Annotated in this window: 31 protein-coding genes; 9 read left to right on the forward strand and 22 right to left on the reverse strand. The window is 45.3% G+C overall.

The genetic code is table 11. The features are described from left to right. Window positions 1-98: 98 nt before the first annotated feature. On the forward strand, window positions 99-377 hold the full coding sequence (locus ACP7AK_RS06170; protein WP_004278462.1) for a hypothetical protein: 279 nt from the start codon (window positions 99-101) through the stop codon (window positions 375-377). 259 nt (window positions 378-636) lie between these two features. Here the strand turns inward: ACP7AK_RS06170 and ACP7AK_RS06175 are convergent, their stop codons facing one another. The 4 genes from ACP7AK_RS06175 to ACP7AK_RS06190 form a co-directional block, all read right to left on the reverse strand. Beyond that, complete coding sequence (locus ACP7AK_RS06175) at window positions 637-2,352, reverse strand: cation:proton antiporter (RefSeq protein ID WP_336754564.1); 1,716 nt, start codon at window positions 2,350-2,352, stop codon at window positions 637-639. Window positions 2,353-2,487: 135 nt separating this feature from the next. Further along, window positions 2,488-2,643 (reverse strand): 50S ribosomal protein L33, encoded by a 156-nt coding sequence (rpmG, locus tag ACP7AK_RS06180; protein ID WP_001205031.1) that lies wholly within the window; start codon window positions 2,641-2,643, stop codon window positions 2,488-2,490. 12 nt (window positions 2,644-2,655) lie between these two features. Then, the gene (gene rpmB / locus ACP7AK_RS06185; protein WP_000048256.1) at window positions 2,656-2,892 is read right to left on the reverse strand and encodes a 50S ribosomal protein L28; all 237 of its coding nucleotides are present in this window, start codon (window positions 2,890-2,892) and stop codon (window positions 2,656-2,658) included. A 165-nt stretch (window positions 2,893-3,057) separates the two neighbouring features. Next, window positions 3,058-4,506: a coniferyl aldehyde dehydrogenase gene (locus tag ACP7AK_RS06190; protein ID WP_425879117.1), complete on the reverse strand. Its 1,449-nt coding sequence runs from the start codon at window positions 4,504-4,506 to the stop codon at window positions 3,058-3,060. 115 nt (window positions 4,507-4,621) lie between these two features. Between ACP7AK_RS06190 and ACP7AK_RS06195 the strand changes: the two genes are divergently transcribed. The 5 genes from ACP7AK_RS06195 to ACP7AK_RS06215 all read left to right on the forward strand — a co-directional run bounded on the left by ACP7AK_RS06195 (window position 4,622) and on the right by ACP7AK_RS06215 (window position 8,281). Continuing rightward, a complete protein-coding gene (locus ACP7AK_RS06195) occupies window positions 4,622-5,353 on the forward strand; it encodes a TetR/AcrR family transcriptional regulator (protein WP_180082934.1) in 732 nt (243 codons plus the stop codon). 48 nt (window positions 5,354-5,401) lie between these two features. Next, window positions 5,402-6,268, forward strand: a complete 867-nt coding sequence (gene purU, locus ACP7AK_RS06200) for a formyltetrahydrofolate deformylase (RefSeq protein ID WP_004647410.1) — start codon at window positions 5,402-5,404, stop codon at window positions 6,266-6,268. Window positions 6,269-6,460: 192 nt separating this feature from the next. Beyond that, window positions 6,461-7,228 (forward strand): hypothetical protein, encoded by a 768-nt coding sequence (locus ACP7AK_RS06205; RefSeq protein ID WP_005103036.1) that lies wholly within the window; start codon window positions 6,461-6,463, stop codon window positions 7,226-7,228. Between the two features lie 25 nt (window positions 7,229-7,253). Then, a complete protein-coding gene (locus tag ACP7AK_RS06210) occupies window positions 7,254-7,877 on the forward strand; it encodes a MotA/TolQ/ExbB proton channel family protein (protein WP_005250649.1) in 624 nt (207 codons plus the stop codon). Beyond that, window positions 7,877-8,281, forward strand: coding sequence for an ExbD/TolR family protein (locus ACP7AK_RS06215; RefSeq protein ID WP_004278434.1), 405 nt, complete (start codon window positions 7,877-7,879; stop codon window positions 8,279-8,281). The genes ACP7AK_RS06210 and ACP7AK_RS06215 overlap by 1 nt, the downstream gene beginning before the upstream one ends. 64 nt (window positions 8,282-8,345) lie before the next feature. Here ACP7AK_RS06215 and msrA read toward each other — a convergent pair whose 3' ends face one another. From msrA to ACP7AK_RS06250, 7 genes are all read right to left on the reverse strand, one after another. After that, complete coding sequence (gene msrA, locus ACP7AK_RS06220) at window positions 8,346-8,870, reverse strand: peptide-methionine (S)-S-oxide reductase MsrA (protein ID WP_425879121.1); 525 nt, start codon at window positions 8,868-8,870, stop codon at window positions 8,346-8,348. A gap of 110 nt (window positions 8,871-8,980) precedes the next feature. Continuing rightward, window positions 8,981-9,442, reverse strand: a complete 462-nt coding sequence (locus tag ACP7AK_RS06225; protein ID WP_005245935.1) for an META domain-containing protein — start codon at window positions 9,440-9,442, stop codon at window positions 8,981-8,983. 102 nt (window positions 9,443-9,544) lie between these two features. Beyond that, the gene (locus tag ACP7AK_RS06230; protein WP_425879123.1) at window positions 9,545-10,594 is read right to left on the reverse strand and encodes a DUF4105 domain-containing protein; all 1,050 of its coding nucleotides are present in this window, start codon (window positions 10,592-10,594) and stop codon (window positions 9,545-9,547) included. Between the two features lie 23 nt (window positions 10,595-10,617). Beyond that, the gene (locus tag ACP7AK_RS06235; protein WP_425879125.1) at window positions 10,618-11,130 is read right to left on the reverse strand and encodes a dihydrofolate reductase; all 513 of its coding nucleotides are present in this window, start codon (window positions 11,128-11,130) and stop codon (window positions 10,618-10,620) included. Window positions 11,131-11,329: 199 nt separating this feature from the next. Continuing rightward, on the reverse strand, window positions 11,330-12,172 hold the full coding sequence (gene thyA, locus ACP7AK_RS06240; RefSeq protein ID WP_004278429.1) for a thymidylate synthase: 843 nt from the start codon (window positions 12,170-12,172) through the stop codon (window positions 11,330-11,332). A 305-nt stretch (window positions 12,173-12,477) separates the two neighbouring features. Continuing rightward, complete coding sequence (locus ACP7AK_RS06245) at window positions 12,478-12,678, reverse strand: lipocalin family protein (protein ID WP_425879127.1); 201 nt, start codon at window positions 12,676-12,678, stop codon at window positions 12,478-12,480. Window positions 12,679-12,681: 3 nt separating this feature from the next. Continuing rightward, window positions 12,682-12,807 (reverse strand): lipocalin family protein, encoded by a 126-nt coding sequence (locus tag ACP7AK_RS06250; protein ID WP_005245940.1) that lies wholly within the window; start codon window positions 12,805-12,807, stop codon window positions 12,682-12,684. Window positions 12,808-13,206: 399 nt separating this feature from the next. Between ACP7AK_RS06250 and ACP7AK_RS06255 the strand changes: the two genes are divergently transcribed. After that, complete coding sequence (locus ACP7AK_RS06255) at window positions 13,207-13,722, forward strand: hypothetical protein (protein WP_005107935.1); 516 nt, start codon at window positions 13,207-13,209, stop codon at window positions 13,720-13,722. Between the two features lie 18 nt (window positions 13,723-13,740). On the opposite strand, the gene ACP7AK_RS06260 is transcribed toward ACP7AK_RS06255, so the two are convergent. The 3 genes from ACP7AK_RS06260 to lgt form a co-directional block, all read right to left on the reverse strand. Next, on the reverse strand, window positions 13,741-14,127 hold the full coding sequence (locus ACP7AK_RS06260) for a hypothetical protein (protein ID WP_425879129.1): 387 nt from the start codon (window positions 14,125-14,127) through the stop codon (window positions 13,741-13,743). Next, a complete protein-coding gene (locus ACP7AK_RS06265) occupies window positions 14,120-14,512 on the reverse strand; it encodes a hypothetical protein (protein WP_425879131.1) in 393 nt (130 codons plus the stop codon). Before ACP7AK_RS06265 ends, ACP7AK_RS06260 begins: the two co-directional genes overlap by 8 nt. 92 nt (window positions 14,513-14,604) lie before the next feature. After that, on the reverse strand, window positions 14,605-15,414 hold the full coding sequence (lgt, locus tag ACP7AK_RS06270; RefSeq protein ID WP_005107931.1) for a prolipoprotein diacylglyceryl transferase: 810 nt from the start codon (window positions 15,412-15,414) through the stop codon (window positions 14,605-14,607). Between the two features lie 93 nt (window positions 15,415-15,507). On the opposite strand from lgt, the gene ACP7AK_RS06275 reads away from it, so the two are divergent. Next, window positions 15,508-16,287 carry an NRDE family protein gene (locus tag ACP7AK_RS06275; RefSeq protein WP_224216923.1) on the forward strand — a complete coding sequence of 260 codons (780 nt, stop codon included), beginning with the start codon at window positions 15,508-15,510 and terminating at the stop codon, window positions 16,285-16,287. 56 nt (window positions 16,288-16,343) lie between these two features. Here ACP7AK_RS06275 and ACP7AK_RS06280 read toward each other — a convergent pair whose 3' ends face one another. The 4 genes from ACP7AK_RS06280 to tatA form a co-directional block, all read right to left on the reverse strand. Further along, a complete protein-coding gene (locus tag ACP7AK_RS06280) occupies window positions 16,344-18,596 on the reverse strand; it encodes a PhoX family protein (protein ID WP_425879133.1) in 2,253 nt (750 codons plus the stop codon). A gap of 196 nt (window positions 18,597-18,792) precedes the next feature. Then, window positions 18,793-19,569: a twin-arginine translocase subunit TatC gene (gene tatC / locus ACP7AK_RS06285; protein ID WP_071852257.1), complete on the reverse strand. Its 777-nt coding sequence runs from the start codon at window positions 19,567-19,569 to the stop codon at window positions 18,793-18,795. Beyond that, window positions 19,566-19,988 (reverse strand): Sec-independent protein translocase protein TatB, encoded by a 423-nt coding sequence (gene tatB / locus ACP7AK_RS06290; RefSeq protein ID WP_425879136.1) that lies wholly within the window; start codon window positions 19,986-19,988, stop codon window positions 19,566-19,568. Before tatB ends, tatC begins: the two co-directional genes overlap by 4 nt. Before the next feature lie 9 nt (window positions 19,989-19,997). Beyond that, window positions 19,998-20,216 carry a Sec-independent protein translocase subunit TatA gene (gene tatA / locus ACP7AK_RS06295; RefSeq protein ID WP_005245949.1) on the reverse strand — a complete coding sequence of 73 codons (219 nt, stop codon included), beginning with the start codon at window positions 20,214-20,216 and terminating at the stop codon, window positions 19,998-20,000. A gap of 186 nt (window positions 20,217-20,402) precedes the next feature. Here tatA and ACP7AK_RS06300 point away from each other — a divergent pair, with 186 nt between their 5' ends. Next, window positions 20,403-21,284, forward strand: a complete 882-nt coding sequence (locus tag ACP7AK_RS06300; RefSeq protein WP_312326619.1) for a permease — start codon at window positions 20,403-20,405, stop codon at window positions 21,282-21,284. Window positions 21,285-21,399: 115 nt separating this feature from the next. Here the strand turns inward: ACP7AK_RS06300 and rdgB are convergent, their stop codons facing one another. From rdgB to metX, 4 genes are all read right to left on the reverse strand, one after another. Beyond that, window positions 21,400-22,026, reverse strand: a complete 627-nt coding sequence (gene rdgB, locus ACP7AK_RS06305; protein ID WP_005245951.1) for an RdgB/HAM1 family non-canonical purine NTP pyrophosphatase — start codon at window positions 22,024-22,026, stop codon at window positions 21,400-21,402. A gap of 104 nt (window positions 22,027-22,130) precedes the next feature. Next, window positions 22,131-22,721, reverse strand: coding sequence for a tetratricopeptide repeat protein (locus ACP7AK_RS06310; RefSeq protein WP_004647420.1), 591 nt, complete (start codon window positions 22,719-22,721; stop codon window positions 22,131-22,133). After that, window positions 22,718-23,311, reverse strand: coding sequence for a methionine biosynthesis protein MetW (gene metW / locus ACP7AK_RS06315; RefSeq protein ID WP_004278415.1), 594 nt, complete (start codon window positions 23,309-23,311; stop codon window positions 22,718-22,720). Before metW ends, ACP7AK_RS06310 begins: the two co-directional genes overlap by 4 nt. After that, window positions 23,311-24,471, reverse strand: coding sequence for a homoserine O-succinyltransferase MetX (metX, locus tag ACP7AK_RS06320; RefSeq protein WP_213686424.1), 1,161 nt, complete (start codon window positions 24,469-24,471; stop codon window positions 23,311-23,313). The genes metW and metX overlap by 1 nt, the downstream gene beginning before the upstream one ends. Between the last annotated feature and the right edge of the window lie 104 nt (window positions 24,472-24,575).

Here is a 24,575-nt window from a genome sequence, read left to right on the forward strand (position 1 = left end):
GGCTGTACTTGAAAATGCAATTTTTAACCCTATATCAATTACTCTAATGATGCAAAGTGCACCCGGTGCTTTGCCACCATGTTGAACATGGAGGATATATGTCTATAGAACAGTTGAAAGATTTATTTGGTAATCAAGACGCGATTTTAGAACTCGTTCAACTTGAAGGTGGCGCGTTGGCTCTACGCAATGCAGGCTCACATAAACAGCCTTTGGTCATGATTCAATTTAATGATGAGGTGAAAGCTCTACTTGGAGAGCAGACCCCCGTGATTGCGCAACAGATGATTCAGGCAGCACTCTATGGTTTGCTGGAACAGCAGGTCAATGAGTGGCAGGCTGAAGTTGTGGATGAAGAACCAAAGTATATGAGTTAATCGTTGAAATTTATTTAGAAAGCACACTACTATTGGTGTGCTTTTTGAGTTTTATAGGTTATTAAATTAGGCAGATTTTAAGTATCACAAAGACGTTCATTTAAAATGAAGATGAAAAATCATTATTTTAAAATTTGGGTCATGAGCAGTCTGAAGCCATTGAGTTAATAAAATCTTAGGCTCGGAGATATATTGATGTCCATAAAAAAGTTGCCAGATCCGACAACTTTTTTATTTGGTGTTGATTAAAAGAAAAACTTTAATGAGAAGGCGTATGCTGATGCGCGATCTCAATCTGGTTCAAAATATGATTGCTCATATTTTTTGCCATTTCTTCTTTGGCATAATAAACCGCACCGATATTATCCCGACGAATGGCTTCAGCTTCTTCCTTGCTTTCTGCACAGACCAGTACCTGAATTTGTGGATTCAAGGTCTTGGCAATGTCGACAATTTTATGAATATCGATGATATCCATAGGGGAAATGACCAGTAAGCGCGCATGCTGAATATGTGCCTGAATCAGGACCCCGGCTTCAGTAGCAACACCAGACACCGCAGCAATACCTTTTTCACGCAGATTTTCGACGATGTCACGGTTTTCTTCGGCAATGACCACCTTGATGTTTTCTTCCATCAATGAGCGGGTAATGCGACGACCGACCTCACCATGGCCAATAATCACCACCTGATCGCGCAGGTAATCCTGTGAGACTTCATCGGGTAACATTGCCAGAGGGTCACCACTGCGTTCCAGTAAACGTGCCAGGGTCGAGCGTTCCCGAATCCATTTCTGTACTGGCTCAATTGCGGAAAAGATAAAGGAATTGAGGGTAATCGAAATCAAGGCACCTGCCAGAATCAGGTTTTGACCTTCCAGCGAAAGCAGGTTGAGTGAAACACCGAGTGCAGCCAAAATAAAGGAGAACTCACCAATCTGTGCCAGAGAAGCACCGACGGTTAAGGCGGTATTGATCGGATAGCGAAAGAACAGCACCAGTGCCATGGCGGCAATAGTCTTGCCAATCATGATAATCCCGACCACGGCCAGTACATGTAAAGGCTGTTCCAGCAAAATGCGCGGATCAAACAGCATGCCGACGGAAACAAAGAATAAAATCGAGAAAATTTCACGCAGTGGCAAGGTTTCTTCTTCGGCACGATGACTAAAATCGGACTCTTTCACCACCATTCCGGCAAAGAAAGCACCCAGTGCCATCGACACGCCAAAGACTTTATAGGCACCAAAGGCAATCGAAACAGCAGCAGCCACCACGGTTAAGGTAAACAGCTCACGTGAACCGAGACGTGCCACCACCTGTATGATCATCGGAATCAGGCGTTTACCAATAATCAGCATGAAGGCAATAAAGCCTGCGACTTTGAGCAGGGTAATCCCTAAGGTGAGCCAGATATTCTCATCGCTTGCGCCTTCCAGCGCTTGCCCACCTAAAAGCACCGCAGTGGCAGGTAACAGTACCAGCGCCAAGACCATGACCAGATCTTCGACCAGCAACCAGCCAACGGCAATCCGGCCATTGATCGAATCGAGCAGGCCGCGATCACCAAGCGCTTTGAGTAGCACCACGGTACTGGCACAGGACAAGCTTAGGCCGAAGACCAGCGCTGAGCCAAAGCTCCAGCCCCACAGCATCGAAACTCCGACCCCGAGCAAGGTGGCAACCGCAATCTGTAAAATCGCACCAGGCAGGGCAATCCGGCGTACCTGCATCAGATCGTTCAGGGAAAAATGCATCCCGACACCAAACATCAGGAACATGACGCCTAACTCTGCCAACTGGTTGGCCAGATGAATATCACCGACCACACCGGGCGTGTGGGGGCTAATCAGAATGCCGGCAATGAGATAGCCGATCAAAGGGGGAAGACGTAGCCGTGCAGCGAGATAGCCAAAGACCAAAGCTAAGCCAAAACCAACAGCCAGTAATATAATGAGCTCTACGTCATGTGGCACTAAATACTCCTTTAGCTAGGTTTGCTGGGAAATAAGCACAAAAAGTGCCAAAACATGCAGAAAGTTTATCAAGCCGGATAAAAAAAGTGCAAAAAAAAACGACCCGCAAAGGTCGTTTTTTTAAAGAAACTAAAATTATTTGATTTTAGCTTCTTTGAAGATTACGTGTTGACGGATTTTTGGATCAAATTTTTTGATTTCCATTTTTTCCGGCATAGTACGTTTGTTCTTAGTCGTGGTATAGAAATAACCTGTACCAGCTGAAGAAACTAAGCGAATTTTATCACGCATGGTTCAGACTCCTTAGATCTTTTGACCTTGAGCACGTAGGTCAGCAACAACCTTTTCAATGCCCAATTTGTCGATAATACGCATACCTTTAGTGGTTAAACGAAGACGTACAAAACGTTTTTCGCTTTCTAACCAGAAACGGTGGTGATGCAGGTTCGGCTCGAACCGGCGCTTAGTTTTGTTGTTGGCGTGTGAGACGTTGTTACCAACGACTGGACGCTTGCCGGTAACTTGGCAAACCTTAGACATGGTGTAACTCCATTGATTTAGCCAACAGCAAATCTGTATGGCCAGTCAAAAATAAACGGATTGAAATCATTCAAGGGGCGTTTTATATCAAAAATGCGCTTAAAAGACAAGCGATTTTCGTCAAAACGCGGCACGAACTATATCGATAGCTCATGCCTTGATCATTTAGCGGAGAAGTGTCTTCGAAATCAGCTTGTGAATCGGTTTATTGAACGGTGGCAGAATGTATTTCAAGCTATACAGCTTTGGATTCGACATTACTGAGCGTTCATGCGACAAACTGAAGAAGCCTTCTGGGCCATGGTATTTACCCATACCTGATGCACCGACACCCCCAAATGGTAGATCGTCCTGCGCAACATGGGTCAGTACCGTATTTTGCCCGAAATGCCCTGAATGGGTACGCTGTGCGACATAATCGGCACGCGCCTGATCAAAGTCGAAGTAGTATAAAGCAAGTGGGCGTGGACGGCTATTAATAAAGTCGATGACATCGTCAATTTGATCATATTCCATGATCGGTAACAGCGGACCAAAGATTTCATGCTGCATGATCTGCATTATCGGGGTGACATTGGTCACGATGGTCGGTGCAATCTTGCGCAGATCAGCCGAGTTTTCACTGCGCGGATTAATTTCAATGACTTGCGCACCCTGTTCGCGTGCATCATCCAGATAACCTTGCAGACGATTATACTGCTTATCATTGATAATCGAGGTGTAATCCTGATTATGGGTGATATCCGGATACATGCTTTCGACACAGGCTTTAAAGTGATCAATGAACTCAGCCGTCTTGCCACGAGGCAAGAACATATAATCTGGGGCGACACAGGTCTGACCGGCATTCCAGAGTTTGCCCACGGCAATCCGCTGCGCGACATCACGCAGATCAATCGATGGATGTACCAGTACCGGCGATTTACCGCCCAGTTCCAGAATCACCGGAACCAGATTTTCGGCAGCGGCTGCCATGACGGTTTTACCGACTGCAGTTGAGCCAGTGAAAATCAGTTTATCGAAAGGCAAACGACAGAAAGCATCTGAAATCACACCACCACCATTCACCACAGCGACCAATTCTTTAGGGAAGGCTTCAGCCAGAGCCTTTTCCAGAACTTCACCAAAAGCAGCGGATGCACTAGAAATTTTGATCATGGCATGGTTGCCGGACGCCAGTGCGCAAATCAGGGGGCCAATCGACAACAACAGCGGATAATTCCACGGTGCGATAATCCCGACCACACCCAAAGGCTGATATTGTACCCAGGCTTTAGCCGGCTGATGAATAATGCCCACATGACGCTTGGAAGGTTTCATCCACCGGGTCAGGTTTTTGCTATAATATTTGATATGTTCCAGACAGGTGAGCAGTTCACCAATCTTGGTTTCCCCGATTGAGCGGTTACCATAGTCCTGATTAATTGCATCAGCAAATTGATCTTGATACTTAACTAAGATACGCTTAAGTCGAGCTAAACGATCGATACGTTCCTTTGCAGTCGGCAGAGGGTAGTGTAAGTAAGCGTGTTTTTGTTGCGCCAAGACTTCATTCAGATATTGGCTATCAAAAAAATGTGGTGTCATTGATGTTGTTTTTGTGTGACTGTTCATGCCGCACTACCATTATTCAAAAATCGATTAATTAATTTTTAGAGCAAATACTCTAATTAGTCAAGTGACTTTGTGTGTTAGCCTGCTAATGCATGAACTGAATGGTTATTTTAGGATGTCCCAAACCAAAACCTTAAAAACTAAAGAGCGTATCTTGCAGCTCAGTTTGCAGCTGTTTAACGAGCGTGGCGAACGATCGGTAACCACCAATCACATTGCGGCTGAACTCGGCATGAGCCCGGGTAACCTGTATTATCATTTCCGCAATAAAAATGAAATTATTAAAGAATTGATGGAACAGTACCAGCACCAGACCCTGGAAATGCTGGCGCTGCCGGATGACCGTGCGCTGGATGCCAATGACAAGGTGCATTATTTTCAGGTACTGAGCAGCCAGTTATGGGCTTACCGTTTCCTGCATCGTGATGTCTATCATCTGGTAGAAAATAACGAAGATTTTCGCAAGATGTATCCACGCTTTGCCGGTCAGGTGATGCAGCAGGGCCAGAAAATCTATAAAGGCTTTGTTAATGCAGGCCTGATGGACATGACCGATTCAGAGATTGAAGCACTGATTATTAACCTGTGGATTGTGCTGACCAACTGGACCAATTTCCTGTATATGTCAGGTCATCTGACCGATTCCAATACCCTGGAAGAAAAATGGGTTTGGCAGGCACTGCGCCAGATGGTATTCCTGGAAGGGGCGTATTTACGTGGTGAAAGTCGTCAAACCTATGAAGGTTTATTGAATAGTTTGGGCTCTTCGGAACTTTTTGCCAGCCTGTCGTCGTCTAAAGACTCTGAATCTGAACAAACTATTCAGAATATCCAAGAAACGCGCTAGAATACTCGGCTTATTTTTTAATTTAACTGATTAGTGACTTAAACCAACATGAATATGACGACTGCTAACACCGCACGTTTATTGATTACTTGTGAAGACAAGCCGGGCATCGTGCAGGCTGTTTCGAGCTTCTTGTATCATCAAGGTGCCAACATTACTGCGCTTGACCAATATGCGACAGCAGCGCAGGGCGGACGTTACTTCATGCGCGTTGAATTTGAACTCGATAATCTTCAAAGTCGTAAAGAAAGTATTATCCAGACTTTTGCAGCGAATGTGGCAGAACGCTATGGCATGCAATGGCGTCTGGCTCTGGTCAGTGATGTGAAAAAAGTCGGTATTCTGGTGTCTAAAGTCGATCATGCCTTGCTTGAGCTGTTATGGCGTCATGCGCGTGGTGGTCTGCCTTGTGAAATTACCAAAGTAGTATCGAATCACGAGACTTTACGCGAAGCAGTTGAAAATTTTGGCATTCCATTCGAAGTTGTGCCGGTGACCAAAGACAACAAACCTGAAGCTTATGCAGAAATCGACCAGTTGATGCAGGGCAATGACCTGTTGGTGCTGGCGCGTTATATGCAGATTCTGGATGAAGAATTTGTCAGCAAGTGGGAAATGAAAGTGATCAACATTCACCATTCTTTCCTGCCGGCTTTTGTAGGTGCCAATCCGTACAAACAGGCCTATGAAAAAGGCGTGAAGCTGATCGGTGCAACTGCGCACTATGTGACTGCTGATCTGGATCAAGGTCCGATTATTGAGCAGGATGTGGAGCGCGTGAACCATGACTTTACTGTTGAGCAGTTACGTGAACTCGGTCAGGACGTGGAACGTAATGTATTGGCCCGTGCGGTAAAATGGCATTTGGAAGACCGTATTATTGTCGATGGCAACAAGACTGTCGTGTTCCAATAAGACTTGCATTGAGTTTTAAAAAGGCATACTTTTAGTGTGCCTTTTTTGTTTTGATGCAAAAAAAGTCAGTCAAAGGTAGGATTAGCGGTTGCAAATGAAAACACTTCTCATTTATTATTGGCATACTTTAATTGTGCTAACCGATGAGCTTGATAGTTTGTTCCACATCATCTCCTCAAGGTAATAGATTTAATGAGTCAAGTTGCTGCGCCCCAAATGCCTACACCGCCGAATCAGATGAAAAAGAAAGTCATCTCTATCGTGGCGGCTGTACTGGTTGGGCATGTGGGTGTGTTATATGCGATCAGCCAGATGAAAGCACCTGAGCTGACACCCATTGATAAGCAACCCTTAAAAGTGCGCTTTGTAAAACTCCAGGAAGCGCCAAAACCTTTACCGCCAAAGCCGAAGGCCGAGCCACAAAAAGAGCCGCCTAAGCCGAAAGAAGTCAAAATTGTCGATAAACCGCTGCCACCACCACCGAAAAAAGTAGAAAAAATCGAGCAGGTGAAAAAGGCTGAAGCGCCAAAAGTGGTTAAAGCACCGCCAGTTGAAGCAAAACCAACCCCAAGTCCGGTTGTACCGACAGTGGTCACTGAAACTAAAGTTAAACCGGCACCTGCTCCAGTCGTGCCACCTGCACCTGTGGCACCGCCAGCACCTGCTGCGCCGCCATCCCCGAAAAGTGTATCAATTGGTGGGGGCGTGTCCTGGCAGCGTTCACCAAAAGTCTCACTCTCTGCAGGTGAATTAAAATCAGCCTGTTCACTGGTAGTAGATGTTTCAGCGAATGAGCAGGGTAAAGTGGTCTCTGCGACTGCACGAAATTCAAGTTGTAGCCCGGCGGTAACGCGCAAAGTAGAAGCAGCGGTACGTCGTGCACAACTCACCAAATATGTTGAAAATGGTGTGGCTTATCCAACACGCGTGGAACAGCCTTTCGATTTTCAGGTTAAATAACGGCTCACCCATTAGGAGTTCGAATATGAACTTTTCAGTTTATTGGCAACACGCTGATGCAGTCAGTAAAACACTGTATTTCGTGTTATTGGCAATGTCGATTGCGACATGGACCATATTTGTGCTGCGTTTGATGGGCACTCGCCAACTGAAACAGATTGCCTATGCTCAGTTATCTAAGGCATTGGAACAACTGAAAACCAAACTGGCTCCTTTGGGCTTTGAACAGCGTAAGGCAGTGGCAGAACAGGCGCTGTTACGCCAGATTTCAGCAGAAAAAGCCAATGCCGAAAAAGGTGTATCAGTTTTGGGTACCATCGCATCGATCTCTCCATTTGTCGGTTTGTTCGGTACGGTATGGGGCATCTTCCATGCGCTGGTTGCTGTTGGTAAAAGTGGTCAGGCTGGTCTGGCACAAGTAGCAACTCCAGTCGGTGAAGCCTTGATTATGACGGGCTTAGGTCTGGCAGTCGCAATTCCTGCGGTACTGGCTTATAACATCTGTGTACGTGCTAATCGTGGCTTGGCTCATGAATTACAGGATCAGGCACACGGTCTGTTGATTGATACCATGCTGCAACAGGAATCTGCTGCAAAAAAGTCTGATGAAAAAGTAACACAACAGAGTTTCGTGGGAGGTCAAGCTTAATGGCTTTTCAACTGGGTGAAGACAACGATGTAGGCATGAATGAGATGAACCTCATTCCCCTCATCGACATTATGTTGGTATTGATGATCATCTTTCTGGTGACAGCGACCGTTGCGAACCCATCAATTCCATTAACCTTGCCACAAACGACTGCGGAGATTATCGATCTGCCGCCTGAAAATGTCACGATTAGCATCAATGCCGAAGGTGACATTGCCTGGAATGGTGATGTATTGACGCTGGAACAGCTCGAAACCCGTTTTAATGAAGCGGGCCAAGCTGAACGTCAGCCGACCATTGTGTTGAAAGCGGATAAAGAATCACGTTATGACTCGGTGGCGCAAGTCATGTCGCGTGCGAGTGGAGCCGGACTCAGCGATATTGCCTTTGCAACCGATAACTAAGATTCAGATAATAAAAAAAGTGACTGATTGCAGTCGCTTTTTTTATGCCCATTTTTCATGAAACTTAATGGGTTTTTAATAAGGTGGTAAATTTGCTGCGTAATTTGTTCAATTTTGGCGGAATGGCAAAATTGCAATAGCCCTGGGTCGGATTCTTGGCAAAGAAGTTTTGATGATAGTCTTCCGCCGGATAGAAAGTCGGGGCAGGGCTCAGTTCAGTTACCACATTGATGCCATCGGCTTTCAGGGCATCCATCGCCTGCTGCGCCTGTTGCTGCTGTTCATCATTCAGATAATAAATTACAGAACGATACTGGGTGCCGACATCATTGCCCTGACGGTTTAGCGTGGTCGGATCATGGGTCGCAAAAAATACATCAAGCAACTGGGTATAGTTAATCTGGTTTTCATCGAAATCGATCAGAATGACTTCGGCATGGCCGGTATTGCCACCACAGACATCATCATAGTTTGGCTGAGTTGTGTGCCCACCTGCATAGCCACTGATGACCTGCTGAACCCCCTGGATCTGTAAAAATACGGCTTCAGTACACCAAAAGCATCCCCCACCGAAAAGTGCCTGTTGCATGGTTGATTCCTCATTCAATTAAATAACTCAATCGGGCTGATGGTTAAATTCAAGCTCATCAGTATGAAAGATAAAAAAGCCTGTCCATACAGGCTTTTTGTAGGGAAGTATTAACGCGGCTGAACAGCACTTTCTAGCTGGATCAAGAGATTCCCATGGCGATCCAGTAATTTTAAGGTTTTACCAAATACTTGATAATGCGTCACTTTGGCTAAAGCTTCATTAAATTTCTGATCAAGCTGATCGTTGTTCATGCAAGCCATACGGGTAGTGGCCATTTGGCTCAGGGTCAGCGTGTCTTTCGCTGCTGTGTAACTGCCCATAATCCGGTTACAGCTATCTGAACCTGAAACGCGCTGGGTACTGGCATCAAATTGCAGACTTGGAACATTGCGTGCGGTTGGCGCAGTCTTGATTTCAGTATTACCAATCTGGGTCGCAATCCAGGTACGATTTTGCAAAAGTTGTAAATGATTCGCGGTTTGTGTCGTGGCTGTATTAGGCACAGTTTCGCAGCCCATGACCGTTAAAACCGAGCCTAAAATCGCGATTGCAGTTAATTTTTTTAGCATGAGAGATACTCTGATCATTGACTAGCTATTTGTATATAAACAAAAAAATGATCAAGGTTCCAGTTGATTTTGTATCTTTATTGAAGTGGATTTGCTACACAGTTATCGCATGTCTGGTTTCGGTAGACCTTGTCGCATGAGTCTTGAATAGTCCTGACTGGAGAGATTAGCGGTCTGTTCTACCCGTGGATTGACATGCGCGCGTTGATACCAGGTGTGCATATCCCAAGACTGTTCCAGTACTTTGAGATCATAGAGATAATTTGGTAAATAGCCGGAGGCCAGCAGCCGGTAATCTGAGGGTAGCTGTTGTTGCGATACCGCCTGAACCATATCAAAGACCAGCGTGGTGCAATTACTGGTCAGGGTATTGTACCATTTTGGCTCTTGGGCCAGTTCATCGGCCTGACGCAGATATTCTTTAAATAAAGCTTTAGCCTGAGCTTGCGGCATTTTGACTGGGAAAAAATAGACCTGTTCACCACGGACATTGCTACGGGTATAGACAATATCCTTTTCATCCGATGCGACCAGACTCAGTTCATATTTTCGGAAAAAGCCACCAATCGCTGAAAACTCTTCATTCTTTTCCTTGCGGATTTCAATCGAGAAGGTGAGTGGCTTTTGATTGGCAAAATCGAAGCTGACCAGGGTATGGGCAATTTTAGGCCCCATCCAGTAGGAAGTAATGATGTTCACGCCAGTAATCTGATTCAGATCAAAACTGCGGCTTTCCCAGCGTTCGATATAGCGACCATCGGCCTGCCAGTCAAAGTTGCGGATATTGTGTAAGGTAACCTGATCGCCTTGCTGCTCATAATGCAGAAGCTGGGAAACCTCAGGATTCCACTCTCGATCCTGACGCGCTTCCAGACTGAAATATCCCAGCAGACAGAATAAAAAGGCCAGAAGATAAAGAACGCTATCGACTTGGCGGGAGATCAGATGCCGGGTGAAATAAATCCCGAGAACGACCAGTGCAAAGGTCAGCCAGAGTCCAATCAGCATCAAGCTGCCGATTTTTCCGAGGGGTTGATGAACCCAAAGCATCAGGCTGAGCCACAAACTCGACAGAATGACGGATAAAGTAAACAGACTGCCCAGCAGCCACAGACTCCAGTGCCTGGAAATATATTCGCGTCCCTGCATCATCACTTTTTCATGAGAAATAGGTTTTATTTTCTGTAGGTTGCGAACTCAAAAGCAATGCCGGTTTTGTCGTCGATATGTTGCTCGGCAGCGACTTTTTTAAATTCTGCTGGAATCGCTGGATAATAGGCATCGCCCTGTACATCCAGTTCGACATGCGTCAGTTCTAGACGGTCTGTGATCTCCATGGTCTGTTTAAAGATTTCACCGCCACCAATGATGAAAATGGTTTCAGGCTTTTCTGAAGCCTTCACATCTGTCACGGCCTGACTCAACGCATCTTCAATGCTATAAGCAACTTTGGTGCCTGCAAATGCCCAGTTTGGATCACGAGTAATGACCCAGTTCACCCGTTTAGGTAGAGTACGTCCCATCGACTCTAGTGTCTTGCGACCCATCACCACCACACCGCCTTGGGTGATTTCCTTGAAGTGTTTCAGGTCGGCAGAGATATGCCAAGGTAGGTCATTGCCCTTGCCGATACAACGCTGCTGATCCATGGCGACGACGTGTACAACTTCTAAATCTTGAAATGACATGTATTGATCCTTCTCATCAAACCCAAAGCCCTTCGTGTAATTTTTTACTGGTACGAAGGAGAGGTTCACAATTTATCTTGATTGCCTTCACGCTTTAGGGCCGGGAATATATTTTGAAAGGAGTTGGCGATTCACGCGTGGTAAAAGGCCTCTCCCTAGCCCTCTCCGAGGAGGAGAGGGAATTTTATAATAAAGAAAATTAAACAGCGACAGGGGCTTTAATTCCTGGATGAGATTCATAACCGACAATTTCGATATCTTCAAATTTGAAATCGAACAGGTCTTTAATCTCGGGATTTAGTTTTAATTGACAAAGGCCGAGTGGCTCACGGCTGAGCTGTAATTGTGCCTGTTCAAAATGGTTGCTGTACAAGTGGGTATCGCCACCAGTCCAGACAAAGTCACCAACCTCCAGATCACAGACTTGCGCGATCATATGCGTCAACAAGGCATAGCTGGCAATATTAAATGGCACACCCAAAAATACATCAGCACTGCGCTGATACAACTGACAAGACAATTTTCCATTGTGTACAAAGAACTGGAACAGGGTATGGCAAGGGGGTAATGCGACCTGACCTGCTTCATTCGGGTTCCAGCCCGATACAATCAGACGGCGCGAGTTTGGATTGGTTTTAATTTCATTGATCAACCATTTGATCTGGTCAAAACCATCCTGGTTATAGCTATTGTCTGCATTTTTGCTGGCCCCAAAATTACGCCATTGATGGCCGTAAACTGGACCAAGTTCGCCTTCAGGACGGCCAAAACGCGCAGTCTGTTCTGCGGTCGCCCATTCGTCCCAAATCGAGACTTTATTGTCTTTTAAATACTGAACATTGGTATCACCTTTCAGGAACCACAACAGTTCAATCACGATAGAACGGAAATGAACTTTTTTGGTGGTGAGTAAAGGAAAACCTTGGGAAAGATCAAAGCGCATCTGATGACCAAATACCGAACGTGTACCTGTACCGGTACGGTCGCCTTTATCGCCGCCGTTGTCGAGGATATGTTGTAAAAGGTCAAGATATTGGCGCATAGTTCTCTCTATTTGAATCTGTTGAAAATTGCCGTTTTAACAGCAGAACGGATTATTTTATAATCAATTTTCTGTCGAAAGGGACAATTTAAATTGCGCACATCATAGCATTTTTTGATGAGCTTTCATCGCCCAAATTGAGAATAAAAAAGACCTCCTGATAGAGGTCTTTTGATTGCAGTTTAAGCGGTTTTACGGCCCGTATGGACGGTATGAATCAGATCAGACAGATCATAACCTAAGGGTGCTGCATAACTTAAATATTCGCGTTGAGTCGCTTCGTCCAGACTGGTGTCGCGATGTAATCACCATAAATATTCTTTATTCGGCTCGCCCACGAGTGCCGTCTGATAATCCGGATCGATTTTTAAGACCCAATAATCGCCCTTGGTAAACGGGATCCCATGCAAGCCTTCAGGTAAAAATCTGATTTCAAGCTTGGGATGTTCTGCATCGACAATGATCGCTTCAGCAATGGCTTCATCCACCTTGCCATTTTCATTCAAGCTCTATACCGCAGAAATATCGGTGCTGTCTTCAGGTTGGCGCTTCATCGGCAAGTGTGCAATGTCATACCAGGTACTTAAATATTGTTCTAAATTAAAATTTGAAACGGTACTTAAAGTCTGACTCATTTTTCTTCTCCGTTTAGTTCAAGGTTTAAAAATGCCGCATCAGTGTAATACAGGCGGTAAAGCTCAAAATGATGTAATCATGTGGTGAAATGTTATCTGAAAATGGCCGAGCTACAGATTAAATCCACACGTTTGAGTAGAAAAAGATAAGGACTCATTTTGCGTATTTCAGGCTGAAAAAGCTTTGCAAGGCATTGGAATTGGCTTTGCTTTACATTTTTTTTGCAAAGATGATGGGTTTTGTAACTGTATGAGAAAGAACCGCTTAATTTGAATGCCGGAAAAATAGACAAATTTATTTACATTTTTAATGTGAAAGATAACATTTAAACGACTAGTATTCTCGGCTTGTTAACAATATGAAAGCCTAAATTACAGGCGAGGAGCGGTTGGTAAGGCATGATCTATGATCATCAAGTAAACATGAGCGAAGTATATGCTCCTGTCCAAGCGAATATCATGGTGCGTTCCCAATCGGAGCAAAGACCTAAAAAGTCATCCCAAAAAGCCACTGTCCGTAACGCTTCAGGCGTAAGCAATGGCCATCGTATCAATATCGAGAAATTTACCAGTTATCTGCAAGGCATTACCCGAAATACCAGTACACAGAAATGTGCGCGCAGTATTCGTGTCGGTCTGCAATCCTCTGGTGCGAAAATTGTGAATCATCCGGTCGCAGCAGCAGATTGGGGAAGTACCCTGATGCAGCTGGGTTATAAGAAAATTAATGCTTCTTTTGATCGGCCGAAAAAAGGCGATATCTATATTATTGACCGTACTCAGGGACATAAATATGGACATATCGCGGCTTATTCAGGTAGTGCCTGGGTATCGGATTTTAAACAGCGAGATCATGCGGTTTATCGCAATAAAAACGTGACTTATAGTTACTATCGTCTGGAAACTTACTTCTAAGAAAACACTGCGAAGTGATCAGTCCTCAAAACGCTTCGCACGGCTTTCATAGATTGAAACAATAAATAATCCAATCGCGGCAAAGCCAAGACATTGCAGACCCAAAGCAAATTTGCCCCATTGCTGTTGCTGTTCGGGCAAATAGCCAAACAGGGTAATTAAAGCAATGATGGGAATCACCTGGCTCAAGGCGCTAAAGCCATTTGCATAGGGATTGGATTTCGAAATTTTCAGACGGAAATGGTGCAGTAAATGCATGACAATTCCAATCACTAAACTCACCCCAACAAATACTGGATCTAACTGGGCTACAGTTGATGCTGTATAAATCAAAATACAGGTCGCGATGATGGCGATGAGTTTGATTTGACGGCTACAGCGTTCCGAATACCAGAACTCAAGCATGGGGTGAACCTGCATCTGATTTGTTCTGATTGAGCAGCGACAATGGTGAAAACAGGCAAATCGCCAGAGCCATAAAGGCAATGCCCTGTGCACCCGGAATCAGGATTTCACCCTGTTGCATATTCATAAAAACTAAAGCAATTAATAGCGCAATTGGAATCCAAGTCAGTAATCTATATAAAAAACCGCTCGGGTTTTTGCTGGCAAAGTGGATTTTGCAGTAACGACAGATCAGAAAAATGATGCCGGTCCCGACAAACATCAAAATCGAATCTAAGGGCAGTGGTTGCATCCAGTACAACACGGCAGCCATCACAGCAATCACAATAAAGATCAACAGTTTTTTGAGAACAGACACCTGCGGATTAAACCAGAACTCAAGCATAATGATGAAAGAATAGAAGAGATAATCGGCACTTTAGCATATTTTGAGTATAAAAAAGCGAGGTCGTTGCCTCGCTAAATTACGCGATTTTCTCAGCTATTTTTTTGTGGACCCCAGTCATATATTTTCTTCTGGTAGGCATACCACATCATCCACAAGCCAATCAGGATCATTGGCAGGCTCAGGAATTGTCCTTTGCTCATCCAGCCAATAAACAGCTGGCCATTATCCGGCTCACGGAAGAATTCAACCACAAAACGTGCCAGACCATAACCGATCAGGAACAGGGCCGAAACAGCCATACGTGGACGCGGCTTGGAACTGAACCACCACAGTACAATAAACAGGATCAGGCCTTCACACAGTGCCTGATACAGTTGTGATGGGTGACGTACCAGTTGCAGCGGGTCGGTCGGGAAAATCATGCCCCAGGCAAAGTTTGGGTCGGTCACCTGACGGCCATACAGTTCGCCGCCAATAAAGTTACCAATCCTGCCAAACATCAACCCTGTTGGTACGCAGGGTGCGATAAAATCCAGAGTCTGGAACCAGGTCATCTTATATTTCTTGCACCACCATAACATGGCCAGAATGACCCCGAGGAAACCGCCGTGGAAACTCATGCCACCGGTCCAGATCTGGAACAGCCATAAAGGATCGGCCAGGAACTGGGAAAAACCGTAGAAGAAGACATAACCGACACGGCCACCGATGATCACACCGAGAGCGCCGAAGAAAATCAGGTCAGACACCATATCCGGTGTCCAGCCACGTTGTTTGGCGCGAAACGTCGCCAATCCCCAGGCAAATAAAAATGCCAGTAAGTACATCAGTCCATACCAGTGGACTTGTAAGGGCCCGAGCGAAATCGCAACGGGATCAATATTGGGATAGGTGAGCATTCCTGTTCCTTGTGATTCTGTTTTGCACAGATTTTAGCTTAAAGCAAAGAAAAATGTTGTACATTCAATGTGTAAAGATCGAGAGCGTAAATTATGTGTATCGTGGCATTGGCTTGGAAGGTTCTGGATCAGAGCCCATTATGTCTGATTTCGAATCGGGATGAGTTCTATCAGCGTCCTACGCAGGGGCTGCATGAATGGGAGAATAGTCCGATAATTGCCGGGCAAGATTTACAGTCGGGCGGTACCTGGATGGGTATTACGGCTTCTGGTCGCTGGGCGGTGATTACTAATTTTCGTGATGGACAGGACAAAGGGCATTATCCGACTTCACGTGGACATATCATCCAGAACTTTTTAGATTCTGACTTAACGCCGATTCGTTTTGCGCAAGATCTGGAACAACGCCAGTGTGACTATGCCGGCTTTAACCTGTTTGTGGGGGATCAAGATCAGGCGGTGTATATGAGCAATCGCGGTGAAGCACCGCAAGTACTGGCGCATGGCGTCTATGTGGTTTCGAATGGCCTAATGAGCGAAGACTGGTACAAGACCCGACATTTACGTAAACGCTTTACCCAGGAATTTTTACCGATGCTGCAACACCAGGAGATCGCAGAAGCAGATTTGTGTCATGCAGTCTGGGATATTCTGGAAGATGAACGTAAGGTGATTCCTGAACTTCTGCCAGATACCGGCATCTCCGTGGAAATGGAACAGCTGCTGTCTTCGACTTTTATTCAGAGTCCGGCCTATGGCACCCGATGCTCCAATTTTTTGAGAATGCAGCAGGGACGATGGCACTGGATCGAGAAGTCACAACAAGGTGCGACCGCAGGTCAAACTATTGAGAAAATAATTAGCCTGAAATAATCACCGGATATAAAAAATGCCGACTTGACGTCGGCATTTTTGAATAACAGCTTTTTTTATACGCTTGCTTGTTCCAAAGCCTCACCCGCAATGGCGCCGCCATCTTTACGGGTAATGACCACAGTTGCAGAGCGAGGTACTTTGCCTAAACGGCTATAACGCTCGCTTTGGTTGGCTGGCCATGCACCCCCTGGATGCTGAACGTTGACAAAGATCGCTTTATAGTCCGGGGTAATAGTCACGCCGGTAATTTCACAACCCGATGGACCAGTCAAAAAGCGACGAACACGATCATTGCTGAGTTTGGCACCAACAAAGGTTTCCTGTCCTTCTGCTTTGGTGCTGGCTGCAAGCGCTTTAGCACCATCACCCACAGTACCCGGAAGTGCTGCCAGCATCATGCAGTTGGTTTCATCGGTGTACTGACCATCATCCGTCTGAATCCACAGAATACCGCGCGGATCGAACCACATGCCGTCCGGGCTGGAGAAGTCATTTAAATCATCCAGACCTGACAGGTTGATGTTAGAAGCAGCACGTGCTTCTGCACCGAACAGGAAAATATCCCAAGCAAAACTTGTCGCTGTAACTGTATTTTTAGCTTCACTGAAACGAATGATATGACCATTCATATTGCCTGAATTGCTGGCGCTTGAACCTTTAAAGTCGATGTAGCTACGTGGGTTGGCAGCATCAGTTTCATATGCACGACCACGGTTGCTGTTGTTGGTTAAGGTTACATACACTTCACCATTTTCGGGATTCACGGCAACCCATTCTGGACGGTCCATTTTGGTCGCACCAACATGGTCAGCAGCAAGACGGGCATTGATGACGATGTCATCCTGGCCTGCAAATGGATAGATTTCATTAGCAGTAGTTAAACCATTTTTGCCATGAGTCAGTTCTACCCATTCACCTGTACCGTCATCATTGAATTTAGCGACATATAATGTCCCTTTATCCATGTATTTATCACCAGCGGTATAACCACCATTGACGTCTTTTGGATCCCAGACGGCTTCAGAAACAAATTTATAGATATATTCGCCGGTCGCGTCATCACCCATATAGAAAGCTAATGGCTGACCCGGAATAGGGTTACTACATCGGCAGTCCTCGTGTGCAAAACGACCCAGTGCAGTACGTTTAACTGGACGTGTAGTCGCGCTAAATGGATCAATCTCTACAATGAAGCCACAGGTATTCATGACATTACGATAATCTGCTAAAGCATTTGTGCCTTTAACTGAAATATCCCAACGATCATAAAGTCCTTTATCACCGGTTAATTCAGCAACAGGAGTATTCCAGCGGTATTGAGATGAACGGGCATCAGTACCACCACGACCATAACGTGATAATGAAATTTCTTCTTTTGCAATAGCGCGGGTGTCATTGGCTTGACGAGCGAAATAACCACTCCAGTTTTCTTCAGCCGTTAAGTAAGTTCCCCATGGCGTATAACCATTACCACAATTGGCAAAGGTACCGCGAGTTAACGTCCCATCTGGTGAGAAAATAGTTTTGACTAAGTCAGAACCACGCGCTGGCCCATTAATTTCCATCTCGGTTGCTGCAGTGATACGACGGTTAAAATTAGAATTTAAGTTGATTTTAACGTCTTGTGTATTTGCATCTTTGCTGATCTCAATAACAGAAACACCATGCGCATTCACTTCACGGAGTACCTGATCTTCTGGACGTACACCATCGATGGTAATTGTACCTTCTGGTGTATGGAGCTGAGATTGTTGTAGGTATTCGTGGTTTAGAACAAGTAAACCTTGTGTTGATTCTTTGGCAGCATAATTTTTATTGATTGGATGCATACCGAAGAAGCTCATACCATCATGGTTATCGCCTGAACGGAACTGGTAAGAAGCACCAGAAGCTAAGGTTGCATCGGTCTTTTCTGGATAAGCAGGGTTGATTGGATCGCCTACTGCATACAATACTTTAAGCTCATAACCTTCAGGAACACTGAAGAAGTTTTGGGTATTCTTGCGAACCGGTTCAAAGACTAATTTATTCGGACGTGCTTTTAGATCACTCCAGGCATGTTGATCTGGGCTAGTGGTATCTGGCGGTGTAGTTGGATTACTGTCAGGTGTACCAGAATCATTATCATCATCTGAACAACCACTTACTGTTGCTGCAAATGCTAATGCCATTGCCCCACTTGTAGTTTTCGCAATAAAGCTGCGGCGGCTAGTATATTGATCCAGAATCGTTTGGAAGTGCGTGTTGTTTGAGTTGTTACTGTCTTCAACCAGATCCTGGCAAGGTATCATGTCTTCATTTTTCATTTTAAAGTCCCAATTAAAAAATAAGTGCTTGGTGGTGTAGAAGTTTTCAATACCTTAAGCTTGGGATATGACAGTAATCTTAAGGAAATGTTGCATTAAAATTAAATAAATCAGTATTTTATTGAAAATTGGAAACAAAAAGACAGCCAGAGCTGCCTGAGTAAGTCGATATTTTTGTTGTTTTGGCTGGTTATTATTATTCGGTCTTTAAACGACGTTTTTCAATCAGTTTCCCTGCCAGCAAACCCAGTTCAAACAGCAGCCACATCGGGACAGCCAGCATGATCATTGACAGGGCATCCGGGGGCGTCACAAACATTGCTACAAAGAAGCAACCCACAATAATAAAGCGCCGTTTCTCTACCAGAGTCTGGGTCGAAACTGCGCCAATCAAGATCAGAACCAGGGTAATAATGGGAATCTCAAAAGTAAAACCAAAGACCAGAAACAGCTTTAAACAGAAGCTAAGATAACTGTTGATGTCGGTCATCGGGGCTACAGTTTCAGGCGAAACACTGATAAAAAAATGCAGAATCGAGGGCAATGCCACAAAGTAGGCAAAGCTGATGCCGGTATAAAAAAGTACGATACTGCCGATCAGAAGCGGCAAGGCCAGGCTCTTTTCCTTGGCATACAGCGCAGGCTTAATAAAGGTCCAGAGCTGATACAGGATGAACGGCATCGCGATCATCAGCGCGACAAAGAAGTTCAGCTTAAAAGGTGCCATGAAGGTTGCAGTGACATCCGTGGCAATCATGGTTGAACTGGCAGGTAGCTGTGCACGCAACGGTTCAGACAACCATTGATAAGTCTGATTAGCAAAGGGTAATAAGCAGAAAAACAGGCCAATCAGGACAGCAACCACTTTAAACAGATGCTTTCTTAAGATGATCAAATGCTGGGTAATCGGCATCTGTTCAAGATTCAGCGCTGCAGAATCATTTGAGGCGGGTGTGGTCGGTAAGGATGTCATACGGCCACCTTCATTTTTGTATAGCGTTGTTCTGAAATCACGGTTTGAATTGCTGTAGGCTTGGGTAAATACACGGGGGATACAGGCTGTATCACCGGTTGATAGCTGAGCAAAGACTGAGCAGACAGAGGTTTTATTTTTAATTGATCCGCTGCAATCGGCTGCTGCAAATCTGTCATTTGTGCCTGCATCTTGGCTTCCAGTTCCTGAATCCGTTGCATTTCAGCCTGCATCTGTTCACGTAGCTCAGACAGGCGCAATTCACGATCAAGATCATTCTGAACATTGCTCACCATACGCTTGATCTTGCCGTACCATGTTCCGACAAAACGTACTGCTTCCGGAAGCTTATCTGGCCCAAGAACCAAAAGTGCAATAATTCCGAAAATCAGCAGCTCGGTCATTCCAATATTGAGCATAGCGAACTCTTAACTTTTAACCGAATGTTCAGGCGTTTTGACCTGGGCATCAATGGTGCGCGGCTCTGCAAGCTGAGCTTGTTCAGCCTCTTCATCTTTGACTGATTTTTTAAAGTCTTTAATCGCGCCGCCGACGTCTTTACCCAGATTTTTAAGTTTTGATGTACCGAACAATAAAATCACCACAATTGCAAAAATCAGCACATGCCAAATTGATAATCCTGCCATTATTTTATCCTCTATATTTTATGTACCTATCTCAGCAGGCTTGTATGACAGCGCGGTGACGCTTTGATGACAGTTTGCCGACACGGCAGCAGGGGAATGAATCACTCATATAAAAAAATTCATAATTCAATGAAAAGTATGCTGTGCTAGCATACAGCCTGATATGGAAATCTCAGCAGCATTGTCATGGCCTTGATTCTTCCCCTCCTGTCTTTTCTGATCGGTTATTGGGGTGTGCAATATTTAAAACCGGTTCGCCCTCTCTTGGCAGCTTTATTGGCACGGGTCCTGATTCCGGTACTGATTATTTACAATATGGTGTTTTACCAAGAGGGCAGTTTGTGGCTGATTGCCTTCAGCTTTTTCTGTTCCTGCGTATTCTTTGCCTTGTTTTATTTCACCCTGAAAAATAAACTGCGTGCCTTATGCCTGAGCTATTTAAATGGGGCATGGCTGGGAATTCCTTTTGCACTGGCAGTTTTTGGCCCGCAAGCGACCAGTACCGTAGTTGCCCTGTACATCGGTGGTTCCTTGTTTGGCAATGTCTGTGCGGTGATGGCAGTCAGTGAAGCCAGACAAGATAGCGGCTATATTTTAAAGAATGTGCTGCTCTCACCACCTGTGGTGGCACTGTCTGTAGCAGCTTTATTATCATTTTGGGATTTGAGTCATTGGCAGCAAGTGCCTGGGATAGAGATACTGTATCAGGCCAATAAAGTACTGGTCACTTTTAGCGGCATGTGTGTGCTGGGAATGTGGCTGAGCAATGTGCGGATCAGCCGCTTCGATTTAATGCGTAGTCTGCAACTGATTTTTTATAGAGGGCTGTTTGCGGTTTTGCTATGTGTTGCCGCCTATTATTATTTACCTATTCCGCAGCAGACGCTGACCTATGCGGTACTGCTGATGTTCTTTTTATTGCCGCCTGCAGCCAATATTGTGGCACTGGAAACCCATTATCAGGGAACAGGCCATTCCGCCAAATATATTGCTTCGGGAACTTTGGCCAGCGCGATCTTGATTGCCTTATATGGGGTAATCGTGCATGCGTTGATGCCTACGCTATAGATTCCCTCTACTTTTAGGAGATGAGAAACGCTGTTTCGCAAGGGGAGAGGTGTATTTTAAAAATCCCTCACCCCAGCCCTCTCCCAAAGGGAGAGGGGGTAATGAGAGGAGAAACTTACTTCTCCAAACTCTTCTTAAACAGCTGCATCGCTTGCCCACGATGACTGATTTTATTCTTTTCTTCCTTGCTCATTTCTGCACTGGAAATCCCCAGTTCCGGTAACCAGAACAACGGGTCATAGCCAAAACCATTTTCACCACGCGCAGCTTCCAGAATTTCCCCGTGCCAGATACCCTGAAAGACTTGCGGTAAGGGATCTTCGGCATGTTGAACCAGTGCCAGTACGCAAACAAACATGCCCTCAATCACTTCACCATCTTGGCGTAAGGGTTTGAGATCGGCCAGCAGTTTTTCATTATTGGCGGCATCGTTGCCATGCTCACCGGAATAACGAGCCGAGTAAATGCCGGGAGCGCCGCCAAGAACTGGCACACAAATGCCTGAATCATCTGCAATAGCAGGTTTTCCGGAAATTTTAGAAGCATGGCGAGCCTTAATAATCGCATTTTCTACAAAGCTTAGACCATCTTCGATCGCATCTTCGATATTCAACTTGCCCTGGGCCACGACTTCAACCGGCAGTTGTAGCTCGGCAAACAGTTTTTCAAACTCGGCAATTTTACCTTTGTTATTACTTGCCAATACCAGTGTGCCTTGGGATAACCAGTCAGTTGCAGCCATGTCAAAAACTCATTATTAGATAAAGAATGGGCGCTATTTTAGCAATGGATGAAGAATTTGCGGCAATAAAAAAGCACCCGAAGGTGCTATTTATACCATTCAGCTTATTGTGCCTGAATCCATCTGTCGGCACGATCACGCGCCTGACGGATCTGCTCTTGGGTTAAATTCGCCGCCAAGGCAGTTTTTCTGCCTTCCGACAGCGTAATCACCTTATTGTCGAGCATGCCATCACGGGTAGAAAGTTCATACCACTGGTAAGCGCCCATATAGTTTTTCTTTTTCTCTTCCATCATTGCCAGGTTAAAGCTGGCACGGTTATCGCCACGGCTAGCCGCTTTTTCAAAATACTGACGTGCCAGCGCTTCATCTTTTCTGGTGCCAATGCCATCGGCCAGCATACGGCCTACATTCAGCTGTGCAACTGCCAGACCTTGATCTGCAGCAGCTTTATACCAGGCAAAGGCCTGTCGTTCATCTTTTTGAATATCTTTACCATACTGGTATTTGGTGGCCAAATAAAACTGTGCACCGGCCTGACCAGCTTTCGCTGCTTTGGTCAGACTATTGATATCCATGATGGAATACTGAGCCGCTTGACTGGCAACAGATGGACTAGGTGCAACATAATCTGCATGGGCTTGCATGCCAAAAAGTCCCGCCAGTAGCGTCGTACTTAATAATAATTTTTTCATAGCGCGCTCACTCGATAAATTGCGACTTCACCAAATAGATTAGGGAGATGCTTGCTCAGCAAACTATCTTCTTGATTCCCGTTCACAGCGAGTCGATTAATAATTTTGATGTTATTTTCCGCACAAAGTGCTTCAAAATCACGAAATGTACATAAGTGGATATTCGGGGTGTTATACCACATATACGGCAAGGCTTCAGAAACCGGCATTCTCCCTTTGATTGCCAAGAAAGACCGGGTCTTCCAGTGCGCAAAGTTCGGAAAGGTAATAATGGCCTGTTTCCCTACACGCACCATATCACGCAATAATACGTCAGGTGCATCTACAGCTTGCAAAGCTTGTGCCATGACCACATTGTCAAAAGACTGGTCGGCAAAACGGCTTAAACCAAGGTTTAAGTCTTGCTGGATGATATTTAACCCGCGACTGACTGCAATTGCAATCTTTTCCTGATCAATTTCTAATCCATATGCACGAATATCGTGCTTTTTGCTCATTTGTGCCAGCAGTTCACCATCGCCACAACCAAGGTCGAGTACGCTAGAACCGGGCTTAATCCACTTTTCAGCGAGTTGTTGATCGATACGCATTATACGGCCTCCTTTGGTGTTGCTTTCAGGTGTTCTTCACCACCCAGGAATGCACGCAAAGATTTTACATAGAGCGGAATTGGGAACAGGAAAGAGTCATGACCCTGTTCGGCATCAATATCCAGATAGCTCACAGGTTTGTGATTGCTGATCAAGGCATCCACGATTTCCTGTGAGCGGGCAGGGGTAAAACGCCAGTCAGTCGTGAATGACACCACCAAGAATTTGCACTGGGTATTGGCCATGGCTTTTTTGAGCGACTGTTCATATTCACGCGACGGATCAAAGTAATCCAGTGCCTTGGTCATGATCAGATAGGTATTGGCATCGAAGTTACGGCTGAACTGTTCACCCTGATAACGCAAATAGCTTTCGACCTGAAATTCAACATCGAAACCATACATAAATTTGCCTGATTTCAAATCGCGGCCAAACTTCTGCTTCATGGCTTCTTCGGACAGGTAAGTAATATGGCCCACCATACGTGCCAGAATCAGGCCACGTTTGGGATAGCTGTCATTTTCCAGATAACGGCCATTATGGAAATCTGGGTCTGACAAAATCGACTGACGTGCTACTTCGTTAAAGGCAATATTCTGTGCAGAAAGTTTCGGAGCGCTGGCAATAATCACGCATTTTCTTAAACGGTTTGGATAATCCACTGACCATTGCAATGCCTGCATGCCACCTAGTGAACCGCCAATGATGGCATCCCAGATATCAATCCCTAAACGGTCAGAGAGCAGGGCTTGGGTTTTGACCCAGTCACGGACCGTAACCAGTGGGAAATCTGGACCATACGGGCGGTTATCATTTTCAGGATTGGGTGAGGTTGGGCCGGTAGAGCCATTACAGCCACCAATATTATTCAGTGAAACCACAAAGAATTTTGAAGTATCAATGGCTTTGCCGGGACCAATGCATGAATCCCACCAACCGGCTTTTTTATCATCTTCATGATGATAGCCAGCAGCATGGTGATGACCGGAAAGGGCATGACAAATCAGAATGGCATTGGACTTATCGGCATTGAGTTCGCCATAAGTTTCAACCATCAGTTCAAAACGTGGGAGGATGCGACCGCATTCAAGCTCTAACGGCTCTTCAAATTGGAACTTTTGTGGGACAACAATGCCCACTGAGTCAGCTGGAAAAGACACGGGGAGGATTCGCCTTAAATCTTTAGTATGAATAATAAAAGGATACCATTTGCCGGTATCCTTCTAAAGTCATTTTAGTGCTATGAATTATTGCTAATTCTAAT

It is taken from the genome of Acinetobacter sp. TWP2-2-3 (assembly GCF_049896445.1).
Classification (GTDB): Bacteria; Pseudomonadota; Gammaproteobacteria; order Pseudomonadales; family Moraxellaceae; genus Acinetobacter.

What these genes read in the sequence shown, in the direction of transcription:
- ACP7AK_RS06255 (WP_005107935.1), top strand. Translation starts at nt 13,207, where the DNA reads ATGATCTATGATCATCAAGTAAACATGAGCGAAGTATATGCTCCTGTC.
- ACP7AK_RS06235 (WP_425879125.1), bottom strand. Translation starts at nt 11,130, where the DNA reads ATGTCATTTCAAGATTTAGAAGTTGTACACGTCGTCGCCATGGATCAG.
- tatB (WP_425879136.1), bottom strand. Translation starts at nt 19,988, where the DNA reads ATGCTCAATATTGGAATGACCGAGCTGCTGATTTTCGGAATTATTGCA.
- ACP7AK_RS06190 (WP_425879117.1), bottom strand. Translation starts at nt 4,506, where the DNA reads ATGAACAGTCACACAAAAACAACATCAATGACACCACATTTTTTTGAT.
- tatC (WP_071852257.1), bottom strand. Translation starts at nt 19,569, where the DNA reads ATGACATCCTTACCGACCACACCCGCCTCAAATGATTCTGCAGCGCTG.
- ACP7AK_RS06250 (WP_005245940.1), bottom strand. Translation starts at nt 12,807, where the DNA reads ATGAGTCAGACTTTAAGTACCGTTTCAAATTTTAATTTAGAACAATAT.
- ACP7AK_RS06265 (WP_425879131.1), bottom strand. Translation starts at nt 14,512, where the DNA reads ATGCTTGAGTTCTGGTTTAATCCGCAGGTGTCTGTTCTCAAAAAACTG.
- ACP7AK_RS06225 (WP_005245935.1), bottom strand. Translation starts at nt 9,442, where the DNA reads ATGCTAAAAAAATTAACTGCAATCGCGATTTTAGGCTCGGTTTTAACG.
- ACP7AK_RS06215 (WP_004278434.1), top strand. Translation starts at nt 7,877, where the DNA reads ATGGCTTTTCAACTGGGTGAAGACAACGATGTAGGCATGAATGAGATG.
- ACP7AK_RS06275 (WP_224216923.1), top strand. Translation starts at nt 15,508, where the DNA reads ATGTGTATCGTGGCATTGGCTTGGAAGGTTCTGGATCAGAGCCCATTA.
- ACP7AK_RS06210 (WP_005250649.1), top strand. Translation starts at nt 7,254, where the DNA reads ATGAACTTTTCAGTTTATTGGCAACACGCTGATGCAGTCAGTAAAACA.
- ACP7AK_RS06195 (WP_180082934.1), top strand. Translation starts at nt 4,622, where the DNA reads ATGTCCCAAACCAAAACCTTAAAAACTAAAGAGCGTATCTTGCAGCTC.
- thyA (WP_004278429.1), bottom strand. Translation starts at nt 12,172, where the DNA reads ATGCGCCAATATCTTGACCTTTTACAACATATCCTCGACAACGGCGGC.
- lgt (WP_005107931.1), bottom strand. Translation starts at nt 15,414, where the DNA reads ATGCTCACCTATCCCAATATTGATCCCGTTGCGATTTCGCTCGGGCCC.
- ACP7AK_RS06310 (WP_004647420.1), bottom strand. Translation starts at nt 22,721, where the DNA reads ATGAAAAAATTATTATTAAGTACGACGCTACTGGCGGGACTTTTTGGC.
- rdgB (WP_005245951.1), bottom strand. Translation starts at nt 22,026, where the DNA reads ATGGCTGCAACTGACTGGTTATCCCAAGGCACACTGGTATTGGCAAGT.
- ACP7AK_RS06205 (WP_005103036.1), top strand. Translation starts at nt 6,461, where the DNA reads ATGAGTCAAGTTGCTGCGCCCCAAATGCCTACACCGCCGAATCAGATG.
- ACP7AK_RS06300 (WP_312326619.1), top strand. Translation starts at nt 20,403, where the DNA reads ATGGCCTTGATTCTTCCCCTCCTGTCTTTTCTGATCGGTTATTGGGGT.
- ACP7AK_RS06260 (WP_425879129.1), bottom strand. Translation starts at nt 14,127, where the DNA reads ATGCTTGAGTTCTGGTATTCGGAACGCTGTAGCCGTCAAATCAAACTC.
- ACP7AK_RS06280 (WP_425879133.1), bottom strand. Translation starts at nt 18,596, where the DNA reads ATGAAAAATGAAGACATGATACCTTGCCAGGATCTGGTTGAAGACAGT.
- rpmG (WP_001205031.1), bottom strand. Translation starts at nt 2,643, where the DNA reads ATGCGTGATAAAATTCGCTTAGTTTCTTCAGCTGGTACAGGTTATTTC.
- tatA (WP_005245949.1), bottom strand. Translation starts at nt 20,216, where the DNA reads ATGGCAGGATTATCAATTTGGCATGTGCTGATTTTTGCAATTGTGGTG.
- purU (WP_004647410.1), top strand. Translation starts at nt 5,402, where the DNA reads ATGAATATGACGACTGCTAACACCGCACGTTTATTGATTACTTGTGAA.
- rpmB (WP_000048256.1), bottom strand. Translation starts at nt 2,892, where the DNA reads ATGTCTAAGGTTTGCCAAGTTACCGGCAAGCGTCCAGTCGTTGGTAAC.
- msrA (WP_425879121.1), bottom strand. Translation starts at nt 8,870, where the DNA reads ATGCAACAGGCACTTTTCGGTGGGGGATGCTTTTGGTGTACTGAAGCC.
- ACP7AK_RS06230 (WP_425879123.1), bottom strand. Translation starts at nt 10,594, where the DNA reads ATGATGCAGGGACGCGAATATATTTCCAGGCACTGGAGTCTGTGGCTG.
- metW (WP_004278415.1), bottom strand. Translation starts at nt 23,311, where the DNA reads ATGCGTATCGATCAACAACTCGCTGAAAAGTGGATTAAGCCCGGTTCT.
- ACP7AK_RS06170 (WP_004278462.1), top strand. Translation starts at nt 99, where the DNA reads ATGTCTATAGAACAGTTGAAAGATTTATTTGGTAATCAAGACGCGATT.